Annotated in this window: 17 protein-coding genes and 1 tRNA gene; 8 read left to right on the top strand and 10 right to left on the bottom strand. The window is 46.0% G+C overall.

The features are described 5' to 3' along the window. Positions 1-34 precede the first annotated feature (34 nt). Positions 35-1,393, bottom strand: a complete 1,359-nt coding sequence (locus tag NL647_RS00300; RefSeq protein WP_005453344.1) for a diguanylate cyclase — start codon at positions 1,391-1,393, stop codon at positions 35-37. 139 nt (positions 1,394-1,532) lie between these two features. On the opposite strand from NL647_RS00300, the gene NL647_RS00295 reads away from it, so the two are divergent. Together NL647_RS00295 and NL647_RS00290 are read left to right on the top strand one after the other, a co-directional pair. Continuing rightward, positions 1,533-2,141: an alpha-ketoglutarate-dependent dioxygenase AlkB gene (locus tag NL647_RS00295; protein ID WP_029789595.1), complete on the top strand. Its 609-nt coding sequence runs from the start codon at positions 1,533-1,535 to the stop codon at positions 2,139-2,141. A 69-nt stretch (positions 2,142-2,210) separates the two neighbouring features. Then, on the top strand, positions 2,211-3,296 hold the full coding sequence (locus tag NL647_RS00290; RefSeq protein WP_005453339.1) for a DUF3541 domain-containing protein: 1,086 nt from the start codon (positions 2,211-2,213) through the stop codon (positions 3,294-3,296). A 39-nt stretch (positions 3,297-3,335) separates the two neighbouring features. On the opposite strand, the gene NL647_RS00285 is transcribed toward NL647_RS00290, so the two are convergent. The 3 genes from NL647_RS00285 to NL647_RS00275 form a co-directional block, all read right to left on the bottom strand. Continuing rightward, positions 3,336-4,133, bottom strand: a complete 798-nt coding sequence (locus NL647_RS00285) for a helix-turn-helix domain-containing protein (protein ID WP_253649449.1) — start codon at positions 4,131-4,133, stop codon at positions 3,336-3,338. Positions 4,134-4,234: 101 nt separating this feature from the next. After that, positions 4,235-5,509 carry a sugar phosphate nucleotidyltransferase gene (locus NL647_RS00280; RefSeq protein ID WP_009696873.1) on the bottom strand — a complete coding sequence of 425 codons (1,275 nt, stop codon included), beginning with the start codon at positions 5,507-5,509 and terminating at the stop codon, positions 4,235-4,237. 208 nt (positions 5,510-5,717) lie between these two features. Further along, the gene (locus NL647_RS00275) at positions 5,718-6,926 is read right to left on the bottom strand and encodes a NupC/NupG family nucleoside CNT transporter (protein WP_005432553.1); all 1,209 of its coding nucleotides are present in this window, start codon (positions 6,924-6,926) and stop codon (positions 5,718-5,720) included. 561 nt (positions 6,927-7,487) lie between these two features. Between NL647_RS00275 and NL647_RS00270 the strand changes: the two genes are divergently transcribed. Both NL647_RS00270 and NL647_RS00265 read left to right on the top strand, forming a co-directional pair. Next, a tRNA-Leu gene (locus NL647_RS00270) sits at positions 7,488-7,571 on the top strand. 29 nt (positions 7,572-7,600) lie between these two features. Continuing rightward, positions 7,601-8,212: a DUF2913 family protein gene (locus tag NL647_RS00265; RefSeq protein ID WP_009703776.1), complete on the top strand. Its 612-nt coding sequence runs from the start codon at positions 7,601-7,603 to the stop codon at positions 8,210-8,212. A gap of 97 nt (positions 8,213-8,309) precedes the next feature. Here NL647_RS00265 and NL647_RS00260 read toward each other — a convergent pair whose 3' ends face one another. Both NL647_RS00260 and NL647_RS00255 read right to left on the bottom strand, forming a co-directional pair. Continuing rightward, positions 8,310-9,710, bottom strand: coding sequence for a tryptophanase (locus NL647_RS00260; protein ID WP_253649448.1), 1,401 nt, complete (start codon positions 9,708-9,710; stop codon positions 8,310-8,312). A gap of 296 nt (positions 9,711-10,006) precedes the next feature. Then, positions 10,007-11,251 carry an NADH:ubiquinone reductase (Na(+)-transporting) subunit B gene (locus NL647_RS00255; RefSeq protein ID WP_253649447.1) on the bottom strand — a complete coding sequence of 415 codons (1,245 nt, stop codon included), beginning with the start codon at positions 11,249-11,251 and terminating at the stop codon, positions 10,007-10,009. A gap of 169 nt (positions 11,252-11,420) precedes the next feature. Here NL647_RS00255 and NL647_RS00250 point away from each other — a divergent pair, with 169 nt between their 5' ends. Then, the gene (locus tag NL647_RS00250; protein WP_050937270.1) at positions 11,421-11,828 is read left to right on the top strand and encodes a cystatin; all 408 of its coding nucleotides are present in this window, start codon (positions 11,421-11,423) and stop codon (positions 11,826-11,828) included. 47 nt (positions 11,829-11,875) lie between these two features. On the opposite strand, the gene lhgO is transcribed toward NL647_RS00250, so the two are convergent. The 3 genes from lhgO to NL647_RS00235 form a co-directional block, all read right to left on the bottom strand. Beyond that, the gene (gene lhgO / locus NL647_RS00245) at positions 11,876-13,102 is read right to left on the bottom strand and encodes an L-2-hydroxyglutarate oxidase (protein WP_253649446.1); all 1,227 of its coding nucleotides are present in this window, start codon (positions 13,100-13,102) and stop codon (positions 11,876-11,878) included. 8 nt (positions 13,103-13,110) lie between these two features. Continuing rightward, positions 13,111-15,234, bottom strand: a complete 2,124-nt coding sequence (locus tag NL647_RS00240) for a TRAP transporter permease (protein ID WP_054824313.1) — start codon at positions 15,232-15,234, stop codon at positions 13,111-13,113. A gap of 88 nt (positions 15,235-15,322) precedes the next feature. Further along, a complete protein-coding gene (locus NL647_RS00235; RefSeq protein ID WP_005374185.1) occupies positions 15,323-16,333 on the bottom strand; it encodes a TAXI family TRAP transporter solute-binding subunit in 1,011 nt (336 codons plus the stop codon). An 836-nt stretch (positions 16,334-17,169) separates the two neighbouring features. Here NL647_RS00235 and brnQ point away from each other — a divergent pair. Beyond that, entirely contained in the window at positions 17,170-18,480 is a 1,311-nt protein-coding gene (gene brnQ, locus NL647_RS00230; RefSeq protein ID WP_253649445.1) for a branched-chain amino acid transport system II carrier protein, read from the top strand. A gap of 64 nt (positions 18,481-18,544) precedes the next feature. Here the strand turns inward: brnQ and NL647_RS00225 are convergent, their stop codons facing one another. After that, positions 18,545-19,894: a sigma-54 dependent transcriptional regulator gene (locus NL647_RS00225; protein ID WP_253649444.1), complete on the bottom strand. Its 1,350-nt coding sequence runs from the start codon at positions 19,892-19,894 to the stop codon at positions 18,545-18,547. A 172-nt stretch (positions 19,895-20,066) separates the two neighbouring features. On the opposite strand from NL647_RS00225, the gene NL647_RS00220 reads away from it, so the two are divergent. Further along, on the top strand, positions 20,067-22,127 hold the full coding sequence (locus NL647_RS00220; protein ID WP_050902485.1) for a sensor histidine kinase: 2,061 nt from the start codon (positions 20,067-20,069) through the stop codon (positions 22,125-22,127). Positions 22,128-22,273: 146 nt separating this feature from the next. After that, positions 22,274-23,665, top strand: coding sequence for a glycoside hydrolase family 1 protein (locus NL647_RS00215; RefSeq protein WP_005453312.1), 1,392 nt, complete (start codon positions 22,274-22,276; stop codon positions 23,663-23,665). Positions 23,666-23,670: the final 5 nt, after the last annotated feature.

The raw sequence follows: 23,670 nt of genomic DNA, 5'->3' as shown, positions 1-23,670 counted from the left end.
TTAAATGTTTTAAGCGGGTGCTATACCATTCGTTTTAGCCGCCATAGTGTTTCTGTTGATACATTCGCTCGTCAGCGATTTTCATCATTTGCTGAGATGAAATCATTTCAGGGTCAAACATCGCGTAACCCATGCTGGTTCGCAGGTATATCAATTCTTCTTCATAGATCACCGGCGTTGAACACAAGGCAAACCTCAGTTTTTTCAACAACGCTTGAATGTTTTCTTCAGTCTTAGGGTTATGCACGATGATAAGAAACTCGTCGCCCCCCATTCGCGCCACAATATCTGATCGGCGCAATGTGCTTTTGATTCTTTCTGCACACGCCACCAACACCTTGTCCCCTGCGTCATGCCCATAGGTATCGTTAATATGCTTAAAATGATCGAGGTCGATGTTAACCAAGGCAAAGCTATAACGCTTTTTATAGCGCTTGGCGATCTCAAACTGCTGTTGATAAGACTTCATAAAGTAACGACGATTTGGCAGCTGAGTAAGCTCATCATGCAATGCACGGCTGTCCGCTACAATGTATAGGCGATAAATAACAATGAGCGCAATGCTCAAAGCAAGCACGATCGGATAGCCAACTAAACGCGCCATTTGTAATACATACCAAGGCACTTGTTGTTCTAACTCACCATTGGAGTACACCGCTAGACTCCAGCCACCATATGGGAAGAACACTTGCTCTTTGGCATAAATGTCCTCTTCTCTTCCCGGATTGCCAAAGATAACATCACCTAGCTCACCGCCACTGTCGTAGCCACGCATCGTCATTTGATATTGGTAAGAAAAATCAATGACACCCGTTTCTCTCAACAAACCATTGAAATCGATCACCGCACTAATAACGCCCCAATAGTCTTTATTAGTCGGAGGATCGCGGAACACAGGAACGCGCACAATCAACCCTTTACCGCCTTGTACAAGCTCGACAGGACCGGCGATAAATATCTCTTCAATGTCTTTGGCTTTTTGTACCTGAACCCATTGAGTAGGCACGCTACGATAATCAAGACCAATCACACGTTCATTGCCCTTTCGAGGGTATATATAACCGACGACATCATTTTCTGCGATGCCAATAACAGTAATGTGATTACTTTTGCTTAAGATACGATTCGCCGCCAAATTCAGCTTGTGTGTTTCGCTGTTCGGCAGCAATGTGATAAGCGTAGCCAGAGTGCTGGCCTTATATATGTCAGCCATCAGTTCCGCTTCCAAATTGGAACGGAGCATAGAAAGTTGTTCTTTGGCCTCAACTTGAACTCGCTCTCGGTGCAGACTGAGCTGATTTTGGTGTAATAGCTCAATAACTCCAACGCACAGGGCAAAAAAAGTGAGGAAGAACAATGCAAAGTAACCTTGCTTCTTCGGTGAGTACCGCATCTGTTCCCCACTAACTCATGGCAAACCAAGAGTTTTCTTTATTTATTGTTAAAATACTTATTTACTAAAAGAATAACCAATAGCCATCGTAAAGGTAATAAATATTTGTTCATTTTATAAAAGAGAAAGGTAAAGTGAGATGCAGGTACAAGGCGATTTATTCAAAAGCTCATTTTGGCAAGAAGTAGCACAAGGCAAGATCTACCATGATCCTCACTTTCTGAGTCATTCAGAAGCCGACCATTACTTTTCCCAATTGCGAACAACCCTACCTTGGCAACAAGAAAGCATCATGATGTTTGGTCGCTCAGTTCTACAACCTCGTTTGCAAGCATGGCACGGCGATGCAGCGTACACCTACTCCGGGCTCACAATGGTACCTCACCCTTGGACCACAGAACTTAGTGATCTCAAAGGACGCTGCGAAACCATTGCAGACGTTTCGTTCAACTCAGTATTGGCAAACCTATATCGCAATGGACAAGATTCAATGGGCTGGCACCAAGACAACGAACCAGAATTGGGAAGAAACCCGATTATTGCGTCGATTAATTTGGGGGAAACTCGTCGGTTTGTGCTAAGGAATTTACATTGTAAAACCCAAATAGAGTATGAACTCAGCCATGGTTCACTGCTTATCATGGCAGGTGAGCTTCAGCACCATTGGAAGCATGCTGTCCCAAAAACTGCAAAAACCAAAGGAGAACGCATCAACCTAACGTTCCGCCATATCGTGACTAACTATTGACTGAGCCATTACATACCGATAAAGCATTGATGGTAGGTTTGAATTCTGGCTTTCTAACGGAATGTGTATATGCGTATCAAACCTCTCAGCTTAGCCGTGTTGCTCTCATGCTCACTGGTTTTTCAGGCGCAAGCCTCTCAAGAGTCTCCAGCTTTGACCTATTCACAATCTGCTCAGTTGATCAAAAGTACCTATGAGTCACAGCTCTATACCTTACCAGCGTTTCGAGAAGGGCATTTCGGTCTTCGTATGTACCGCCAAACTTTGGATGATAAATACTTACCTGCGGTATGGACTGACATGGCGCAAGTTGCCAGCCGTTTAAATCGCTTTGCCAGCGATGTCACCACACCAGAACAGATTTTTCTGTATTCAGAGGAACGTTTAGCCAGCTACCATGACGACGAAGACGAGCGCGGGCAGCGCCGTTATACCGTTACCAAACATCAACCAGAATACTTGTATTTAGGTGTTGATTTACTTGGCGCAATGGCACGAGCCGATGAGTATGGTTTAAAACATAAGCAAGACAAAACGCTGAGAAGCATACTAAAACGTTATGACTTTGCTCGTTACGCCACTGACCCCGCCATGATTGAGGCTTGGGCAGCTCAGTTGGCGAATCAGGTTTATTGGTTGCGTCAACTCGGCGAGCAAGATGTCGTTAAAGCGTTTACAGATGCATTCCGAAGCACCTACCCAGATAGCCTAGATAAGAAGCTCTCACCGCAACAATACGGCAATAAGATCTACGGCATGACACACATCATTTTTGGAGATTCTCAGTACTACCAAAAACAGGTTAACGAAGCCGATCATCAATGGATCTATGACTACTTTCGCGACAACATAGACACCATCATTCTCCGTTCAAAAGAAGATGTGATTGCTGAAGTCGGCATTACTTTCTTGTTGGCTGGTTTGGATAACGATCCGGTTGTTGAAAAAACACGTCAAGCGATTCAAAGCGCCCTTAATACTGAGCAAGGCATGATCCCTTCTGTGGATGGTGAGTTCGACCTAACTTATGGTGAACACCGTAATGTCCTCGCGATCATGCTGTTAGATTGGCAAGGAGTGCATCAAGCACCGACGGTAAAAAACCAACCACAAGCGTTTAGTTCAGTACCATACGGATTGGTACCCAAGTCGTAATCGACCTTACTGAATCTAGTTTGAGATCAGGAAGCAGAGCTAAACACTCTGCTTCTTAAGCATTTGCTCGTAGCGAACCAAGCGAAAATCTTGAAATCCTTGCATCACGCTCCGGATCATTGGGTTCTCAAAAAATTGCCGGCTGGTTCCTGTGTAGAAAGTGATGCAATGACTTGAACAACATCGTTCTAAAAAACAATCTTCCATAAACTGATTCAAGCTATGATCCCGAATCGGGAAAAACACCATCAAATCTTTACTAATTTCAACAATATGATTGAGTAATTGAGTTCGAATTGACTTGGTCAAAAATACAACGCTGACCAAGTAAATGGCGTTATTCTTCTGTTCATACACCACATGTCCAATCAGCATTCTTTGGTAATAGAAACAGTAGATTTTAGGTTGATGAAGCTCAAGCTCATTCAGAGTTTCGACAAGCTCGTTCCCATTCAAACGTTGATGGGAATCCATAACTAATGATCTATCTTCTCCTTCCAATTTATCCAAAGATACGTGACTGGTATGCGTGATCTCATACTCGTACACCGTACTTAAATTTTGGAAGTTGACCGGATGTTGGAGTGCTTTCTTAACACTCTTCAGCTCTTGAGTATCGTAGTGATATGGTTGCTGAAAGAAATGTGCGATCCCGAGACGTCGCAGTAACGTCGGCTCTATTTTCCTCCTCTCCCACTGGCTCAGCGTTGCTTGATTCAAGCTAGAGAATACACGGTGTGAAGAAGAAAGCAGCTCCGCCAAACTGTCTTGTGAGTATTTATATTTCTTTCTAAAGTGCTTCAATGCATCAGCAAATTGAAGTCGGTCGAACTGCATTTTTTCTCCTAGCCAAACGCCGTTAGTTTCGAAAATATGTATATTTACACACCAAATCTTGATTCTGTACGTCAATCACAATTCAACTCAAAATACCCGTATTACACGACGTTATCTGTAACGCCTTCGGGGTAATTCGCATGCAGTGGAGAAGCTTCTTGTTCAAAACCAACGCGACTGCCCCTCGGAATCACGACTAATCCACCATCCGTAATGTGAAAACGTTCTTTGTCTCTCTCCGGCTTTTCCCCAATCACGGTACCCGGAGCAATCTGAACATCTTCTTCAATGATAGTACGTGTAATGCGACTATTTTCTCCAATTTTGCACCGTCCCATTAATACGGATTCGTGCAGAATACTGTTTTTACCCAGCTCACAATCCACACCAATGACTGAGCGAATTGAACACGCCCCCTCAATATGGCAACCAGAAGCAATATAGCTGTCCTTAACGCGGACTTTGATCCCTTCAATATCGCAATATTGGCTTGGTCGTTGCGATTCAATTTGTCGGCTCAGCAACGCACTGGTAGATGGTTTGCTAGTATCACTTTGTTCCGCCAGCATCATCATTTGTAGTCGCCAATAATCATCAATGTTATTAACGTTGTGCCAATACATAGGCGCTTGCTTTGCGTCAATCTCGCCGAGGTCAAACAACACGGTTTTTACTCTACGCGCAAGCAGTGCAACGATGTCCTTGGTCAAATCATGCTGACCATCCAGCTTCTTGGCATTATTAAACAAACCTTTGACCAACACGGGGCGCTGAAAGAGGTAATTTTCCGTTAATACCATGGCAAAGCCTGGTTTGTTTGGAATTTCTGCTGGAATTGGGGGCTGGTGTTGAATATCAATGACTTGACGGTGTTCATCTAACTCAACGACATGATACTGAGACGCTTGTGCGACAGGAACCTGAGCCACAACTAACGTGAGTTCGGCATTTTGGATTTGATGGTAGTGCAACAAAGAAGAAATGTAATTGCGATGGATTTGCTCACCACCGACCAGCAAGACATGTTCATCGGAGGGTCGATTGATGACATCTAAATGCTGCAATAAAACATCAGTCCAATTCTGTTGCAGCTTAGGTAATAACTTAGCTTGAGAATAAATGGGTTCGAGCACTTCGATTCTCGATTTGTAGTGCTGCCATGCATGCTTAAGGTGAGCAACTAACGGTGCGCAATAAAAACGACTGAGGACAAGATTACGCTTTATTCCTGCTTGAATGAGGTTGGTTAGCGAAAAATCAATTAAACGGTGAGAACCTACGAAAGGTGTGATGGATTTACAGCATGTTTGAGTGAGTGGACCTAACCCTGTCCAACCTTTATCGGTTAATACTACCGATACGACTTTTGACGTCACGTACGACTTCCTTATTCTATTAATAAATTAGAAAGTAAATGCAAACCGTACGCAAGCACTATTCAATCCTGATGTGAATTTACTCAATAATGAATATTGTCGAGCAATAGCCTACCTAATATTTAACCTAGCTCTCATTCAAATAATTTATAAAATAAAACCCGCCGAAGTGGCGGGTTTTGAATGGCTGTTTATGTGGAGGCGTTCCTTATAACGAGATAAAGATACCTGCTAAACACGCACTCATTAAGTTCGCTAATGTACCAGCCGCTACCGCTTTCAGACCCATGTTCGCTACGTCTTTACGACGTTCTGGAGCCATCACACCGATAGAGCCAAGTTGAATTGCAATAGAACCGATGTTCGCGAAACCACACAGCGCAAACGTGATGATCACTTGTGTGTGTTCAGTCAGCGTTGCTTTATGTTGTACGAAGTCGATAAATGCAACAAATTCGTTCATTACGATTTTCTGACCGATGTAAGAACCTGCCGCTAATACTTCGTGACCCGGAACGCCGATTAACCAAGCGAGAGGGGCAAATAGGTAGCCAAAGATCGCTTGTAGCGTGATGCCCGCAAAGCCGAACATTTCGCCTAGGTTTTCCAGACCCGTGTTCACCATTGCAATCACACTCACAAATGCGATCAGCATCGTACCTACCGCAACCGCAACTTTCATACCGCCCATCGCGCCGCTTGCTAGCGCGTCGATCACGTTGCTCTCTTCAGACTTATCCAATTCGATGTTGTTGTAATCGCTTGGCGTTTGACGCTCTGGCACAATGATTTTTGCCATCAACAGGCTACCTGGAGCAGCCATGAAGCTCGCTGCGATTAGGTATTTCAGCTCTACACCTAGACCTGCGTAACCACCTAGTACACTACCTGCAACTGACGCCATACCACCAGCCATTACCGCGAACAGTTCTGAACGAGTCATGTTTTGCAAGAAAGGACGGATAAGAAGTGGCGATTCGCCTTGAGAGAGGAAGATGTTACCTGTTGCAACAAGAGATTCTGCTTTGCTGGTCCCCAAGAACTTTTGGATGGCACCACCGATAAATTGAATCACTTTTTGCATGATACCCAAGTAGTAAAGGGCAGAGATAAGAGCGCTGAAGAAGATGATGATAGGAAGAACGCGAACCGCGAAGATGAAACCAGTAGAAGCGAGGTCACCGAAGAGGAACTTGATGCCTTCATCGGCAAAACTCAATAACCCAGCGACACCATTGCTCAAACTGGCTAACGCCGCTTGTCCCCAAGGGAAGTAGAGCACCAAGGCTGCGAAACCCATTTGAAGCAGCAATGCTCGAGACACGGTTTTCCAATTGATTGAAGAACGGCTCTCTGACAGCAGGAACGCACAACCTAATAGTGCAACAATACCAAATAGACTAAATAGAACACTCATGAATCGGACCTACTGAACGTTGAAAAAGAAAGGAATGCCAAAAGCATTGGCAGAAGAAAGGGACAACGCATCGAGTGACAACGCACTCGTAGATCCAAATTGAAGGAAGAACGGATAGTTCGACATCTTATTTTTACCTTATACAAGCAATTGAACGTAGCTGGTCCGGTCCGTGGGGTCATTCACTGCTGGAGAGCTCTCGACTCTTCCTGCTCCATGTGACGGCTTGTATGGGTAAGGGTCCTGAACAACGAACCCTAATTCCCGCTTAAACGGGTCGCAAGTATAGCCAACAAAAAGAGATATTCATCACATTTATTTACGCAAACGTTCAAGCGTTCATAATTTAAGCAAAGATGCTATTTTGTGGTCATACTTGTAGGGAAAATAGGGGTATTAGGAGGGTGACGAATAGTGAAATCACCAAAAATGAACAATAAATGTCCAATCGAACACCAAAGACCAAAAATGAGCAATTTTGCTCTCGCCAATCTATGGATTTTGGATATACAATTTGGAACGCTTCATTTCGAAGCCTCTGTGTATTCAGAGCATCATGATGCCGAGATGGTGAAATTGGTAGACACGCTAGCATGAGGTGCTAGTGCCTTAGGTGTGAGGGTTCGAGTCCCTCTCTCGGCACCATTCCTTTCTTTCAAAGAATTTAGAGTGTAATGCAAAGTTCTAAACAGGCAAAACAGTCCGCTGACGCTAATCAATTACTTAGCGAGCTTGCGGTGCACGCCTTATTACACCTGCACTTCAAAATCCACGCATCATCGCGAATTCTTCCTCTTAAAGAACGTAACGACCTACTGCAAAAATGGCTTAAGCCTAAGCTCAAAAGTAATCGCTACAAACTGATTAAAAAGCCATTAAAGTCTCTGACTCAACAGGCAAAAGGGGAAAATGGCAATCTAGAAGCTTTACTTGAACGTTGTGTAGGTGCCGATAAACCTAGTAACCCACAACCTCACCTCGATAGCTACCTACTGCTGATCAACGAAGTCGAGAAGAAATTGGGTACGACGGTTCTGCTTTCTCGTCCTGAAGATGTCGATTTATCCCACGACCAACATGGTTGTTTGCTATGTGTTCTGTCTGATAACTTAAACCAACACTTCGACGATAATAACGCCTTAATCGCACCTATTTCGATGCTTTTCCGTGGACCTATGAGTCAACGTTCTCTGTTCTTAGGTAGTATTTATGCCAGCAATACCTTCAATTACGAAGTGCTGTACCAAGACGAGCAGTTTGTGCGAATCACGCTGGATTTAGCATAACTCGACACCCAGATGAGTTAAAAAAGCCGCGAAGTTCGCGGCTTTTTGCTTAATTAACGTTTATCAATCTCTGAAGTATCGACAACCCGAAGAGTTCTCAATCCAGTTCGCGGAAACGAGCCGTAAAGTGGCGAAGTACTGGAGGTTCGTATTCAAACGTCAATCCTTTTAGTTCATCAGCACGATTCTTCAACTCGATGATCGCATCGGCGATGTAATCCATGTGATCGTTGGTGTAGACACGACGTGGAATGGTCAAACGCATCAACTCAAGTTCTGAAGCTTTTTGTTTACCCGTTTCCGGATCTCGACCAAGCAACAGTGAGCCAATCTCTACCGCACGAATGCCTGCCTCTAAATACAAGGCATTACACAGTACCTGTGCAGGGAATTGATCCGCGGGGATATGCGGTAAGATCTTCGCCGCATCAACGAAGACAGCATGACCACCTGTTGGGTATTGAATTGGAATACCCCCTTCGCGTAGACGTTCACCCAAATATTGTACTTGGCTAATACGGTAGTGAAGATAGTCTTCATCCGCACCTTCATACAACCCGCGAGCCAAGGCTTCCATATCACGACCCGCCATACCACCGTAAGTGACAAAGCCTTCCATCGGTACACATCGTGTTTGAACCGCTTGGAAAAGCTCTTGATGATCGCGAATACAACACATACCACCAATGTTCACCATCGGGTCTTTCTTCGCAGACATAGTGAGCATGTCGCCGTATTGGTACATCTCGCGAATGATTTCGAGAATCGATTTGTTCTCATAACCCGCTTCACGCTGCTTGATAAAGTAAGCGTTCTCACAGTAACGAGCCGAATCAATCACCACAGGGATGTCGTACTTGGTTGCGATTTCGTACACGCTGCGCATATTTTCCATCGACACAGGCTGACCACCAGAGCTGTTACACGTTACCGTCGTGATGATCGCACAGATATTGTTAGAACCGTGTTCTTCAATCGTTGCCACCAGCTTATTGAGGTCAAAATTACCCTTCCAGTCGTATGGTGTGGTGGTATCAAACGCTTCTTCCGTCACCACGTTAATCGCTTTACCGCCATTGAGTTCAATGTGACCCGCAGTGGTATCGAAGTGGTAATTCGAGATAAATACGGGCGTTTCACCACCGCGAACCTGACGCATACGCTCAATCAAAGCTGGGAATAGAATTTGCTCCGCCCCGCGACCTTGGTGCGCTGGCACAGTAAGCTTGTAACCAAAGAAATGCTCCACCGCATCGCACAAGTTGTAATAGTTACGACTGCCAGCATAGGACTCATCGCCCATCATGATGCCTGCCCACTGATTGTCACTCATAGCACCAGTGCCAGAGTCGGTCAGCAGATCGATGTAGACATCATCACTACGAAGAAGAAATGGGTTAAAGCCCACTTGTTTAAGGGCAACTTCTCGGTCAGCCAAGGTCGTCATTTTGATTGGCTCAACCATTTTGATACGGAACGGTTCTGGGATACGTTTCATTGTTAATTTCCTTATACGCACGACCCTACGCACTTAAGCGTAAGATTAAAAACAAACTGATAAATTGCTTTTCAATGCGGAAGCATTGAGGAAATTAACGTGCAGAGATTTTGCTAAGAAGAGACAAGCAGTAGTCTAGGTTGTACCAGAACGACAGCACCAAACGGCTATCGAGAATATCCTTAATTCTCATCGTCTTCGTCCTCCTGATAAAAAGAAAAGCCAGAAACCCCATGTCTCTGACCTTTTCAATATAGTGCAGTTTTCAACCAAATTTCAGTGAAGCTTACCTCATTTTACGAAGGTCTCACCCTTTTCATTCTGCGTTTGATGTTGTTCTCTTTGACCATGTAGTCGAACAAAGGAGCAAACAAGTTGGCAAACAGAATCGCTAACATAATGCCTTCCGGATAGGCGGGGTTGAGTACACGGATAAATATCGTCATCACACCAATCAAGATACCGTAAGCCCACTTACCACCGTTAGTGAACGCAGCGGATACTGGGTCTGTCGCCATAAAGAAGGTACCAAACGCAACACCACCAATCACAAAGTGCCAGTAAAACGGCATAGAGAACATAGGATTAGTATTCGAGCCAATCGCATTAAGCAGTAGCGACGTCACAGCTAAACCCGCAAAGACCCCAGCAACAATTCGCCACGAAGCGATCTTCATAAAGATCAGCACCAGACCTGTGAGCGCAATCAACAAGGTCGAGACTTCCCCCATTGAACCCGGAAGGTTACCAACAAATGCGTCCATCCATGAGATTGGTTGGCCCGTCATGTTGTTCGTCAAAGCACTTTGACCACCTTCATACCACTGGCTCAGCGGTGTAGCGCCAGAGTAACCATCTGCCGCAACCCAAACAGCGCCGCCAGACATGTTAGCGGGATAAGCAAAGTACAAGAATGCGCGACCAGCCAATGCTGGGTTTAGGAAGTTACGCCCCGTACCGCCAAAGATTTCTTTCGCCACTACGATACCAAAAGTGATACCCAACGCGGCTTGCCACAATGGGATGGTAGGCGGGAGAATTAACGCAAACAGAATGGAGCTAACAAAGAAGCCTTCATTCACCTCGTGCTTGCGGACAATAGCAAACAGCACTTCCCAAAAGCCGCCAACTACAAACACAGTCGCGTAGACAGGCAAAAAGTAGGTTGCACCGACCAGCATTTTACTCGCCCAACCCGCTTGGCTGGCCGCCTCTACTGAACCCCAAACCCAACTCAGCCCCCAAGAGGCATCAATAGCTTGTTGTGCGGCAGCTTGGTCAAGGCCGTACAGCAAAGCATCGCTGGATTGCTGCCCGATGTTATACATACCCCAAAACATCGCGGGGAATACGGCTAACCACACCATGATCATGATGCGCTTCAAATCGATGCTGTCTCGAACATGGGTTACGCCGTGATTCACTTTACCCGGCGTATAAAAAAGGGTTTCAACAGCTTCGAAGAGTGGGTAGAACTTGTGGTACTGGCCTCCCGGTTCAAACTTTGGTGAGACCTTTTCAAAATAATGCTTCAGACTCATAACGTCTCCTCCTCTAAAGAGTGTTACGAATAGCCATCGAAAGGCGATCGTTTTTAACTCTTTCATCTTTCCGATACGTATCTATGAGCTGTTACGGAATGCCTCGTGATTATGTAAACCGTGAAAGTCGTGCTTATACTCAATCAATAGCAAAACAACGGAGTGAATTATGAAGTTAAGGATGATGTGGACGGCTGTTTTGGTGTTATCTGCCCTGCCATTTGCAACCAGCACATTCGCAGTCGACAAACAAATGTCACCAGCTTTGAAGAAGAAAATGCAAGCCATCTGCAGCTCACAAGGTGGTGTACCAGGTGGTTGGCAGATTGCGAAAGTTACACCAGATGCGGAGCGCTCACTCAGTATGATTCTGCATCAAATGAACGCGACGGATAAGCTAAAACAAATCAATGATGTGAGAACTCAAGTCGTTGGCGGCATACACTACGCGATGGAGTTTGAACTCAAAGACGGGCAAGTGTGGAATGCGATTGTCTTGCACAGCGCCCGCGGCGATTACATGATCGAAAGACACGCCAAGAAGGGCGAACTTTGCCCTAAAGATGGCAACTCCTAATTCCCAGATTCAAATACAACAAAGGCGACAGTTTAGTCGCCTTTGTTTTATACCATTTTCGCCTCTATCTTCTCATTCACTTTATCGCAAATATATTCCCCAATGGGCATTGCAGATGTCGCTGCAGGAGAGGGGGCGTTGCAAACGTGTAGGCTTCTTGCGCTCTCGGCAAACAGGAAGTCATGAACCAAAGTGCCATCGGATAACACTGCTTGCGCGCGAATACCCGCAGGATATGGTTTGAGGTCTTCGACCTTGATGCTTGGGCAGTACTTATTGACCAGTTTGAGATAGCCCGGCTTCCACCACGAGTTCTTGAACTCATCCAATCCGATTTTTAGATGCTTTTGTGTTACCTTCCAGAAACCGGAGAATCTGAGCATTTGCATGGTATCTTGCAAGCTGAAGTTGACCTTATCGTACCCTTCTCGCTTCCAGCCTTGCACCGCATTTGGACCAACAGTCACACTGCCATCAATCATACGAGTCAGGTGGACGCCCAAGAATGGCAAATCAGGGTCGGGAATTGGGTAAATAAGATGATTCACCACTTGGTCGTGTTTGCTATCTAAGCGGTAGTATTCACCACGATAAGGGATGATCTGAAAATCGGTTGGAATACCCATCATCTTAGTCATACGATCCGCCATCAAGCCGCTGCAAGTAACCAAGAACTTGGTATTAAGTTGCATGGTTTGACCGTCTGAAATGCAGGTCAATTGGACTTCTTCGTCCTTCTCTTCGGCAGCCACCACTTTAGTTCTCAGGCTAATTTGCCCGCCGAGCTTTTGGAACTCTTCCGCCATCTGCTCAGTGACCAAACGATAATCGACAATACTGGTGGTTTTGACATAAATCGCGCCCAAGCCAGTGATGTTTGGCTCAGCCAGCTTGAGTTGAACTTCATCAAGTAGCTTTACGTCGATGCCGTTTACATAGCAGCGCTCATAGAGGGCATTCATGCGTTCGACTTCTTGCTCATTGGTCGCAACCAGTAACTTGCCACAGTTCTCCACTGGAATATCGTGCTCAGCACAGAACGAAATGGTTCGCTCTACCCCACGCTTACAAAAATCGGCTTTTAAGCTGCCTGGTGCGTAGTACACCCCAGCATGAATCACGCCACTATTGTGTCCGGTTTGATGCTTGGCAAAACCGGACTCTTTCTCAACCAATAAAATGGATTTTTCTGGATGACGTTGCTGCAGTTGCCATGCCGTCGACACACCAACGATACCGCCACCAACAATGATGTAGTCATAGACTGATTTCATACGACCTCTTATAAAACCGATAGTTGAGATTGTTGCAATTTGAACTTGCGACCACTGTAAATGAACACCGCGACAAATACCGCGCAGCTTGCCACACGAACCAACATTGGGATGTCGTGCCAAACCAGCAATGTACCCACCACTACCAACAAGAGACGCGTCAGAATGTTTAGAGGACCTTCCAAATAACCTTCAATCGCACCAATCAATGCATAGGTACCGATGATGGCAAAGAAGCCTACAGTAATCACTGACGTTACATCCCAACTTACTAAGCCTGTGTAAGCAATCAACAGCGGTACAAGATACAAACCTTTGGCGATTTTCCACGCCATCAAACCAGTGCGCATTGGCGGTGTTTTCGCGATGGTTGCAGCAGCAAATGCGGTCAAACACACTGGTGGTGTTACGTTACTGTCTTGCGATAACCAGAAGATGATTAGGTGAGCAGCCAGCAATGCCAAGCCTACCGCTTCCATACCCAAACTTTGCTCTAGTAGGGTTTCCATAAAGTCCGCAGGCACTAGCGCCACCATTTCCTTTGCGGATTCCAACGCCATTGGTGCGTTAAGCAGTTCCAACTTTTCTGGCGCCGCCAACATGAAGATGGCTTTTGCTTGTTCAGGCAATTGACCCGATACCATCAATTCAAGCAATTGGTTTTCTGCAATCAACTTGTAAAGCGCAGGGGCAGACAGTGTTCCCAATACAATATACGCCGCTGTTACAGGTAAACCCATACCCAAAACAAGAGAAGCGAGTGCAATCAAAACGATCATGATGAACAAGTCACCATTCGCCCAACCATCGATCATCAATGAGAAGGTGTTGCCGATGCCCGTTGTACTGATCACGTTGATCACCAAACCGATACCCACCAGCAATACGGCTGTTGTCGCCATGTTTTTCGCACCTTGCGATAGCGCTTCGATGATCGCTTTTGGTCCCATCTTGTGATCTTTCGAGAACCAAGACGCCACCACCACTGAGATGATCGACAAGCCCGCAGCGTAAGTCGGTGTAAAACCTTGAACCAACAAAGTAACCAATACCGCCAGCGGGATAAGGTTGTGCCAACCGCTGATCAACACTTTCAGTAGAGATTCATCGCTGGTCGTGATTTTTTGAACGCCGCTGCGTTTGGCTTCGATACGCACAAAGAACGCCACAGACAAGAAATAGATAAGAGCAGGAATAAAAGAAACTGCGATGATATCGACATAAGGAATTTGCGTGTAAGACGCCATGATGAAAGCACCCGCCCCCATCACTGGTGGCATCAACTGACCACCTGTTGACGCCGCAGCTTCCACCCCCGCCGCAAAGCGCGAAGGGAAACCTGCTTTTTGCATTAAAGGAATACTGATAACACCGGTGGAAACCGTATTTGCCACACTTGAGCCAGATACTGAGCCCATCAAACCGGAGCCAATCACTGCGATAAAACCCGGACCACCAATGATTTTGCCAGCCGCAGCACGTGCCACATTGATGATGTAATCACCAACACCAGAGCGAACGAGAAACGCACCAAACAGAATGAACATGAATACGAAAGTCCAACTGATGCGCGAAATAGAGCCAAACATGCCCTCAGAGGAATAGAAACTGCGGTAGAGCAAGGTTTCCATGCTCAAACCCGGAAAGTGGAAAATACCTGTTGCCCACTTACCCCAGAGCACAACGTAGCTTAAACACACCACAATCAGCACTGGAATAAACCAGCCCATGGTGCGTCGAATCAGCTCAATAACAATCAGAATTGCCATGATGGCGAAGACCCAATCGCTGGTCACAAACTTCACGCCACGCTCATACAGCGCATCTTCGGCATAGGGAATGTAGAGCAAACACGCGACCGCGCCCATGGCAATTAACACATCGATACCGAGTGCAATCTTACTCTGCTTGAGAGAGATATGAGCCGGATACCAAAGCGCACAAATCACCGCAAAGCCAGCAAAGTGGGTCGCGGAAATCCATAACTCCGGTAACGTCGATAAGGTATTAAACCAAATGTGCAAAGCAGACAACACTACGCCAAACACAGTGATTGTAGTGGTTACCCACGGAAAATCAGTGCGTGTGGGCAGCTCAAACTTCTGCAATTCCTTTTCTATTGAGTCGCTCATCTCATACTCCAAGCTCTGGCGGCTTTTTCCATCTTAGAAATCGATAGGGATAAAATGCCCCGAGCCGAAACTCGGGGCGAAGTAGGCGTTATTTCGCCATTAGGTCTGATGGGATTTCGATGCCCATTTCTTTGTAGTAACGCGCCGCGCCTGGGTGAAGAGGCACTGGCAAACCAGCAATCGCTTTCTCAATCGCCATTGCTTTTGTTGCTTTGTGGATGCCTTGTAGGAACGGCAGGTTCTCGTAGATCGCTTTGGTTAGCTGGTAAACGTCTTCTTCCGAGATATCTTCACGAACAGCCAAGAAGTTTGGCTGTGCAATGGTGGTGATCGGTTTATCTAGACCTGGATAGGTGTTCGCTGGGATCTCGTACTTCGTCCATAGGTTGTAGTTACCGTTCGCCTCTTTGATTTGCTCGTCAGTAAACGAAAGAATCGAAATGTCTTTACCCAACGCAGCAAAAGCTTGAGTAACCGCACCAACAGGTACACCTGCAGGCGTGTTCATGCCGTCAATGGTACCGTTTTGAAGTGCGCTCGCGCTGCCGCCGTAACCCATGTAAGCAAGATTGAATTTATCAGGATCTACTTTCAGACCTTTCATGATTTGGCGACCCGAGTTCTCAGTACCAGAGTTCTTCTTACCGATAGAGAACTTCTTGCCATCTAGGTTGTTCAGGTCAGTCACTGTGCCAGTTTTTGCTAAGTCAGAGCGAACAATAAAGTGCTCAACGTTTTGCCACAGCATAGAGACTGAACGCAGCTGCTCTTGGCGACCGCTCTTCTCATAAGGACCTTCACCAGACCAAGCCCACGCACCATAAAGACCTTGTAGAATCGCGAACTGTGCTTCGTTTTCGTTCAGCAGTTTGACGTTTTCACCAGAGCCCGCAGAGCTGATTGCAGAAAGGGAGAAGTGATGCTTTGGTGCCAATTTCACTTTGCTTAACGTCGCCAACGCTACGCCCACAGGGTAGTAAGTACCACCTGTCGATGCCGTTGCAAGAATGTAACTACGATCTTCTGCCGCAGCGTTAGCAGCAATACCAAAAGAAGTCACAGCGACAGCCAAAGCTTTTACCAGCTTATTCATTTTCATTATTACTCTCCGTGTAGTCGTTTCACGATTGGGGATTTACATCATGTTAAACCTTTATTAACAACAAATTCCCTAGAGCAATTGAAATGCCAACTTTTAAGTCATTGTATTTATTGACATAAGCACAGAAAGACATCAAAAATGAGCAAAATTATGCTGATTTGATAGCAAAGCGATGAGCAAGATCTTGCTTATTCAAGAGGAGAAGGTTGCACGCCTAGATCGCAAAAGGTTAATAAAATGTGATCAAGACAAAATAAATGCACGATTGGCTGATAAGCAATATTTTGCCGACGTGATTTTGGATTGGACTACAACTAATGAGCGTCTTAACAATAAGAATAAAAAGCTCATCATTCTAAACTGCTCACTTTACCAGCGGAGGTTTATAGCCTAAACGACTACAAATAGCACAAAAATACAGCAAAACAATCCATGTTAATGAAATGAAAAGTCATTTATTCTAATTTTGAGTTTAAAAACCAGTTCGATCCACCAGTTCAGAAACAAACATTGACCGTATCAACTTATTTTCTACTTCGGGGTTGTGCCAATAGCCTCATGTTCGTTAGGGTAACTACACACCAAGGCAAACGTATTCCTTGGTGCTTTTTTGTCACTAAGGATCACTCATGTCAGCAACTGCGCAATCACAATTCGCTTTAAAACGCCCATCTGGCGTTGCTGCTGCGATCCTCCTGCTCTCTCTGGAACTGATTCAGAGCTGACAGGCTATATCTAAACTTTCTGTCAGCTTGAGAAGAAGCTGACGGGAACACCACATACTCCTCCCATTCCTTTCAGTTTCTTCCAAGCGAAACATAAGAGGAATAACAATGTTAAGCGCACGCAATATCGCCGCTTTGGGCTTCATGACTTTCGCCATGTACTTAGGCGCGGGTAACCTGATCTTCCCTCCATTTTTGGGTTACCAAGCAGGTGAAAACTTTCTGAGCGGGATGTCTGGCTTCCTCTTAACGGGCGTAGGTCTGCCTGCAATGGCACTGGTGATGGTCGCTATCGTAAACGGTTCAGACAAATTAACCGCCGCCCTACCTAAACCTTTGGCGACCAGTTTTTGGGTAATGGTATTTATCGTGATTGGTCCTGCATTCGTAATACCACGTGCGATTACCGTGGCTTACCAATTTAGCTTTGCACCAATGTTTGGTGATGCCGCTTTGGTACCTTTCACAATTGCTTTCTGTGTTATCACCATTTTGTTTGCGCTATACCCGGGCAAATTAGTCGACAACCTAGGCAAGATCTTAACCCCGGCATTGATGGCTATTTTAGTGATCATGTCTGTAACCGCTCTGGTTTATCCAGCCGGCGAGCTTACTACTGCAACGGGACCATATGTATCTGGCGCATTTGCTGAAGGCTTAACCCAAGGCTACATGACCATGGACGCGCTAGGTTCTATCGGTTTTGGTTGGATCATCTTCCGAGCGATTCACAGCATGGGTGTGGATTGTCCGAAAGCCACCGCAAAATACACGCTAATTGCAGCTTTGATGTACGCCGTTGCCATGGCATTTGTTTACATCTCATTGGCTTACATTGGCTCAACAAGCTCATACTTAGGTTCTGAATTCAGCAATGGTGGCGACATCTTAACGGCATTCACCTTCAGCCACTTCGGCGCATTTGGTTCACTATTACTTGGTGCCGTGATGGTATTAGCGTGTTTGACTACTGCTATCGGTGTAACCACAGCAGGCAGTGAGTTTTACGACAACACTTTCAGCAAAGTGAACTACAAAGGCTGCGTTATCACGACCATGGTGTTGGCAGGTTTGATCGCTAACGTAGGTCTGGAGCAACTATTGGCTATCACATTGCCAGCGGTTGTGGCGCTTCACCCAGTAGCGATTGCATTGATGATCATGGCACCAGTGCGCAACAAGATGTCGCAAATCATGGTCGTCGCGACAGCGTTCACTGCTCTAACGTTTGGCTGTGTTGATGCGCTGCACATCCTAGGTTACATGCCAGAAGCCGCAAACCAATGGTTAGACAGCAACATGCCGCTGTACCACTACTTTGCAAGCTGGATTGTTCCGACGATTGTCATGGTGGTTGTAGGTGTAGTCTTTACCCGCAAGGCAAACCAACAACACACCGAGTTGGTAAACCAAGCCTAGATTGGCAAGTACCTTAACAAATAAGTACCTCAACAAAAAACGGCTTCCTCAGAAGCCGTTTTTTCTATGTATAGTCAGAGCGATTTAAACCAAACTTCTGCATCTTTTGGTTGAGGGTTCGGCGCGGTAAATCTAGCTCGACCATCACATCCGTAATTCGTCCTTGATGTCGAACTAGCGAGTCATGCAGCACTTTACGTTCAAAGTTGTGTAGCTGAATCGCCAATGGAACGCCTGCTTGTGTCTCTTCGGTTGTAGAAGATGGTCGACTGGAGAGAATTTCCATCACGGAGACGGTTTCATCCAGTGCAAAACGCATCGCGACATTCCTCAGCTCACGCACGTTACCGGGCCAAGCGTAAGCAAGAATGGCTTTTCTATCGGCTTCACTCAGCGGACGACTCCCTGGATTACTTTTCAGAGCAAAGTGTTCGAACAAGATCAACGCGTCTTCTTCTCGCTCACGTAGTGGTGGCAAATAGATCTGCGCTACATTGAGGCGATAGTACAAATCCTGACGAAACTCATCATGATCATTGAGATCTTCTTTCGCAGCGGCGATCACTCTCAAATCAACCGAGATCTGCTGATTACCCCCAACGCGCTCAACCGTATGTTCCTGTAATGAACGTAAGACTTTCACCTGCATAGACAGTGGCATACTCTCGATTTCATCAAAGAATAAGGTGCCTTTATCCGCGTATTCCAATTTACCAATGCGCTTTTTACCTGCCCCGGTAAATGCCCCTGCTTCGTGCCCAAACAGCTCACTTTCAAACAGGTTCTCAGGAATAGCACCACAGTTGATTGGCACAAAATGATGGGGGCTGCGTTGGCTTTCATTGTGCAAACTGGTCGCTACCAGCTCTTTACCACAACCTGTTTCACCGTAAATAATCACGTTAGTATCAATGCGCGCTAACTTGGCTACTTGTTCTCTAAGCTGTTGCATCACTCGGCTTCGCCCAATCAACACTTCTTCTAAGCCGCTAACACTAGATAGGTACTCTTGGCGATCTTGAGTAGACGTTTGTGCGCGATAACTCTCGACCGCATCGGTCACTCGCTGGGATAGGCGCTCAGGTTGGAAAGGTTTCTCGATAAAATCGAACGCACCGTTTTGTAACGCCCCGACAGCCATGTCAACGTCACCATGTCCGGTGATCAAGATAATCGGCGTTGGAATGTGATTGGCAATCAGACTTTCTAGTATCGACAAGCCGTCGGTGTCTGGCAGGCGAACATCACTGACAATCGCATCAAATTCTTGGCTAAGAATGGCGGCTTTGCCCTCCTCCCCCAAACTGAACGCGGTCACGTCGAACCCCGCCAGTTGCAGCCATTGACTGGTAGCTTGGCGAACAATGTCATCGTCTTCGATAAGTGCAATTTTAGGGGAGTCGTTAAAAGCCATACGTTACTGCCATAGGGTGAAAAAGAAATCGCTCTTTGTTAACGGTAGCAAAAACCACTGAGGAGAAAAGGAGCTAGATCTCACTTCTTGCTTACAAGTCTTTAACATCCAACCAGTTAGGCGCACTCTTTAATGACTGTCGATGAGAACGCACTAGCTGAATGGAGTCAGTATGCAGCGCAAAAGGAATGGCAAAACATGGCTTGTGGTCGCAATTGCGGCAGTGCTGATGTTGTCTTGCTATAGCGCCAGTAGAGAGGTCGCCCGTCAGTGGTTGAGCGTGCAAACTCAAACCGAAGCTCAACAAAAACTGCTCGACTATATTGGTGAAGTTCGCCGTGCACTTAAACGCTTCTACCATCTGCCTTACCTCGTCACCAATAATCCAGAAACCATCGCGTTTGTGAAAGGAAACCGAACTTATTACGAGCCATTGCAAACCCAGCTGACTCAACTCGATAAAGCTGCCAATACAGAAGGGTGGTTAATCCTGTCTAACTCTGGCGAAGTATTGGTATCGAGTTTGATCGAAGAGCGCTTTAGCCTGTCTGACCGGAAAGCCATTGTGGAACAAATTCACAATCAAGGCGGCGGTGTTTCCTTGGTGAACAAAACCAAAGGTTCGAGCCCGTTGTATTATCTTGCAGCGCCTATCTACGACGGTCTGGATATCGCAGGCATTGTGGTGGTGCAAATCAACCTCAGCCTGTTGACCGAACAGACCATTACTAGCCAAGACATCATTACGTTGCAAAATCGCCAACAACGCTTTTTCCTATCGAGTAGCTCGCTTTATAACGCTGACTGGTTTAACGAACCGAGCAACACCGTTCAGTTAGAAACGCAACGCTTATACGACAACACCAATATCAGTGTGTGGACGCTCAACCAACAACGCTACTTTGCGCACACCGTTAAATTGGATGATTTGAATTGGTACGTCAGCTACCTCACCCCTTCTAAGCCGATTCAACAAACCATAAACGTGATTGGTTGGAGCGTAGCGGCGCTGCTCTTATTGGTTGTATTACTCGTCATCATTGGTCTACAACGTCGCCAAAAGCACATCAACCAACAGCGAATTCAAGCCCTGTTGGAAGAGTCCCAACGCCGCTTGAAACAGATGATCAATAAGACCCACGTAGGTTTGCTATTGATTGATGAACAAGGACAATTGTTCGATCTCAACCCAATGGCAAAGCGCTTGTTCTGCTTGCCAGAAAGCGTCAATCGACACGCTTTTGCTTGGGAATTATTCGACGCAGGTAATCCCAATTCCACCACACTTAAGTTACTAAAGGACTTGCCTAAACATAAAGAGCTCGCAGAGATCAGCACGGTTGAAACCATTGCCAGACGCAGTGACGGTAGCGTCTTCCCTGTCCTGTTCTCGCTGACCAGTTTCCCTTGGCATGGTGAGCAGTATTTCCTTGCAACAATCATCGACATCACTAAGCGGAAAAAAGCTGAGCAATCGCTGCAACAAGTAAACCAAGAGCTGGCGCAGCGGGTAGAAGAGCGTACTCAAGCGCTAAAAGAAGCGCAAAGCCAGTTGATTGAATCGAGCAAAATGGCCGCTTTGGGTCGCATGTCGAGCGCGATCACTCATGAACTCAATCAACCACTGACAGGCTTGCGTACCCTGCTAACCACAAACGAACTATTGGCAGAACGTGGCGAAACCGAAATGATGAAAGCCAACAATGTTTTGGTACAGAAGCTGATTGATCGCATGGCAAGCATGACCAGCCAGTTAAAGACGTTCGCCTACAACAAACCAGAAAGCTTGCAGGCAATTTCTCTCACCTCTGCACTCGAAGATACTTTGCGGGTGTACCAATCCCAATTAGAGAACGTGGACGTACGTGTGCGCGTTCCTCATGACTTACCTAACATCATGGGTGAAGAACAACGGCTACTACAGGTCCTTGGCAACCTTGTGTCGAATGCATTGGATGCAATGGACCAAACCGCCAATCCACAGCTGAGTTTGATCGTCACTCCAACCGACAATCAAGTAGAGCTCACGGTAAGTGATAATGGCTGCGGCGTCTCGGATAAAATGCTTGAATCCATGTTCGAACCATTCCAAACCTCAAAGAAAATTGGTAAGGGATTAGGGTTGGGATTAGCGATCACCGCCAATAATATGCGCGATATGAACGGGCAAATTATCGTGAATAAAAATGAACAAAATGGGCTGATTTTCACTTTATTGTTCAAGTCAGCGTGATTTTGTATCGATTACAAAACCACCGTTAGAACTAGCCATCCCCGTCGTTTGAGAAAAACACGATCTCGATACAAGAATCCCTCCTTGACCTACACTATTCTCGAACACAGAAAACATACACTTCAAAACGATAAAGAGTGAGAAACATGATTAAGTTTCCTGAACATTTTCTTTGGGGCGGTGCCATTGCTGCAAACCAAGTAGAAGGGTCGTACAACCTTGGGGGTAAAGGGTTATCGACATCAGACATGCTGCCGAACGGTATTTTGAGTCCGCATCAAACCCGTGAAGAACGTACGCCGGGTATCAAAGACGTGGCGATCGACTTCTACAATCGCTACCCAGAAGACATTGCGCTATTTAAAGAGATGGGCTTTAACTGTCTGCGTCTGTCTTTGGCATGGAGCCGAATCTTTCCGAACGGTGACGAGCTGGAACCTAACGAAGAAGGTTTAGCGTTCTATGATAAAATTTTTGATGAACTTGCCGAGCACGACATCCAGCCTTTCGTGACCTTATCTCACTACGAAATGCCTTACGCACTGGTTGAAAATTATGGCGGTTGGGGTGATCGCCGCGTCATCGAATTCTTCGAACGTTATGCTAGCACCGTGCTGGAACGCTACAAAGACAAAGTGAAGCTGTGGTTAACATTCAACGAAATCAACATGTCACTGCACGCACCATTTACTGGTGTTGGTTTGCAAGAAGACGCCAGTGAACAAGAGATTTACCAAGCGATTCATCACCAGCTAGTCGCAAACGCAAAAGCGGTAAAACTGTGTCAGCAAATCGTACCAAACGGCAAGATTGGTAACATGCTGCTTGGCGCAATCAATTACCCATATACCTGTAATCCTGATGACGTGCTTGCTGCAATGCATGAAAACAACAAGTGGTTGTTCTTCGGTGATGTACAAACACGTGGTCAATACCCTGGCTACATGAAGCGTTACTTCCGTGAAAATGGCATTGAAATTCAGATGGAAGCAGGCGATTTAGAAGAGATCGCATCAGCAAGTGTCGATTTCATCTCATTCAGCTACTACGCAAGTGGCTGTGCAAGTGCGGATCCAAAACAGAAAGAAGTGGGTAACATCGTCGATAGCGTACCAAACCCATATCTTGAAAAGAGCCAATGGGGTTGGTTGATCGATCCAAAAGGCCTGCGCGTTCTGCTGAACTTCCTTCACGATCGCTACCAAAAGCCACTGTTCGTCGTAGAAAACGGATTAGGTGCACGTGATGAAATCGATGAAAACGGTGAGATTCAAGATGATTACCGCATCGCTTACTTGAACGACCATCTTGTACAAGCACATGAAGCGATTCTGGATGGCGTTGAGCTGATGGGCTTCACCAGTTGGGGCCCCATCGATTTGGTCGCGAACTCAACCGCTGAAATGAGCAAACGTTACGGTTACATCTACGTTGATCGCCACAACGATGGTCAAGGTACATTAGAACGTAAACGTAAGAAGAGCTTCTTCTGGTATCAAGATGTGATTCGCACTGCGGGCGGCTCACTGAAAAACTAAGCTTA

The organism is Vibrio sp. Y29_XK_CS5 (assembly GCF_024181835.1).
Lineage (GTDB): Bacteria > Pseudomonadota > Gammaproteobacteria > Enterobacterales > Vibrionaceae > Vibrio > Vibrio harveyi.
The sequence above is the reverse complement of the archived record's forward strand: the minus strand, read 5'-3'. Positions and strand labels throughout refer to the sequence as shown.

Coding starts and splice junctions, on each gene's coding strand:
- NL647_RS00300 (WP_005453344.1), bottom strand. CDS start 1,393: ATGCGGTACTCACCGAAGAAGCAAGGTTACTTTGCATTGTTCTTCCTC.
- NL647_RS00295 (WP_029789595.1), top strand. CDS start 1,533: ATGCAGGTACAAGGCGATTTATTCAAAAGCTCATTTTGGCAAGAAGTA.
- NL647_RS00290 (WP_005453339.1), top strand. CDS start 2,211: ATGCGTATCAAACCTCTCAGCTTAGCCGTGTTGCTCTCATGCTCACTG.
- NL647_RS00285 (WP_253649449.1), bottom strand. CDS start 4,133: ATGCAGTTCGACCGACTTCAATTTGCTGATGCATTGAAGCACTTTAGA.
- NL647_RS00275 (WP_005432553.1), bottom strand. CDS start 6,926: ATGAGTGTTCTATTTAGTCTATTTGGTATTGTTGCACTATTAGGTTGT.
- NL647_RS00265 (WP_009703776.1), top strand. CDS start 7,601: ATGCAAAGTTCTAAACAGGCAAAACAGTCCGCTGACGCTAATCAATTA.
- NL647_RS00260 (WP_253649448.1), bottom strand. CDS start 9,710: ATGAAACGTATCCCAGAACCGTTCCGTATCAAAATGGTTGAGCCAATC.
- NL647_RS00255 (WP_253649447.1), bottom strand. CDS start 11,251: ATGAGTCTGAAGCATTATTTTGAAAAGGTCTCACCAAAGTTTGAACCG.
- NL647_RS00250 (WP_050937270.1), top strand. CDS start 11,421: ATGAAGTTAAGGATGATGTGGACGGCTGTTTTGGTGTTATCTGCCCTG.
- lhgO (WP_253649446.1), bottom strand. CDS start 13,102: ATGAAATCAGTCTATGACTACATCATTGTTGGTGGCGGTATCGTTGGT.
- NL647_RS00240 (WP_054824313.1), bottom strand. CDS start 15,234: ATGAGCGACTCAATAGAAAAGGAATTGCAGAAGTTTGAGCTGCCCACA.
- NL647_RS00235 (WP_005374185.1), bottom strand. CDS start 16,333: ATGAAAATGAATAAGCTGGTAAAAGCTTTGGCTGTCGCTGTGACTTCT.
- brnQ (WP_253649445.1), top strand. CDS start 17,170: ATGTTAAGCGCACGCAATATCGCCGCTTTGGGCTTCATGACTTTCGCC.
- NL647_RS00225 (WP_253649444.1), bottom strand. CDS start 19,894: ATGGCTTTTAACGACTCCCCTAAAATTGCACTTATCGAAGACGATGAC.
- NL647_RS00220 (WP_050902485.1), top strand. CDS start 20,067: ATGCAGCGCAAAAGGAATGGCAAAACATGGCTTGTGGTCGCAATTGCG.
- NL647_RS00215 (WP_005453312.1), top strand. CDS start 22,274: ATGATTAAGTTTCCTGAACATTTTCTTTGGGGCGGTGCCATTGCTGCA.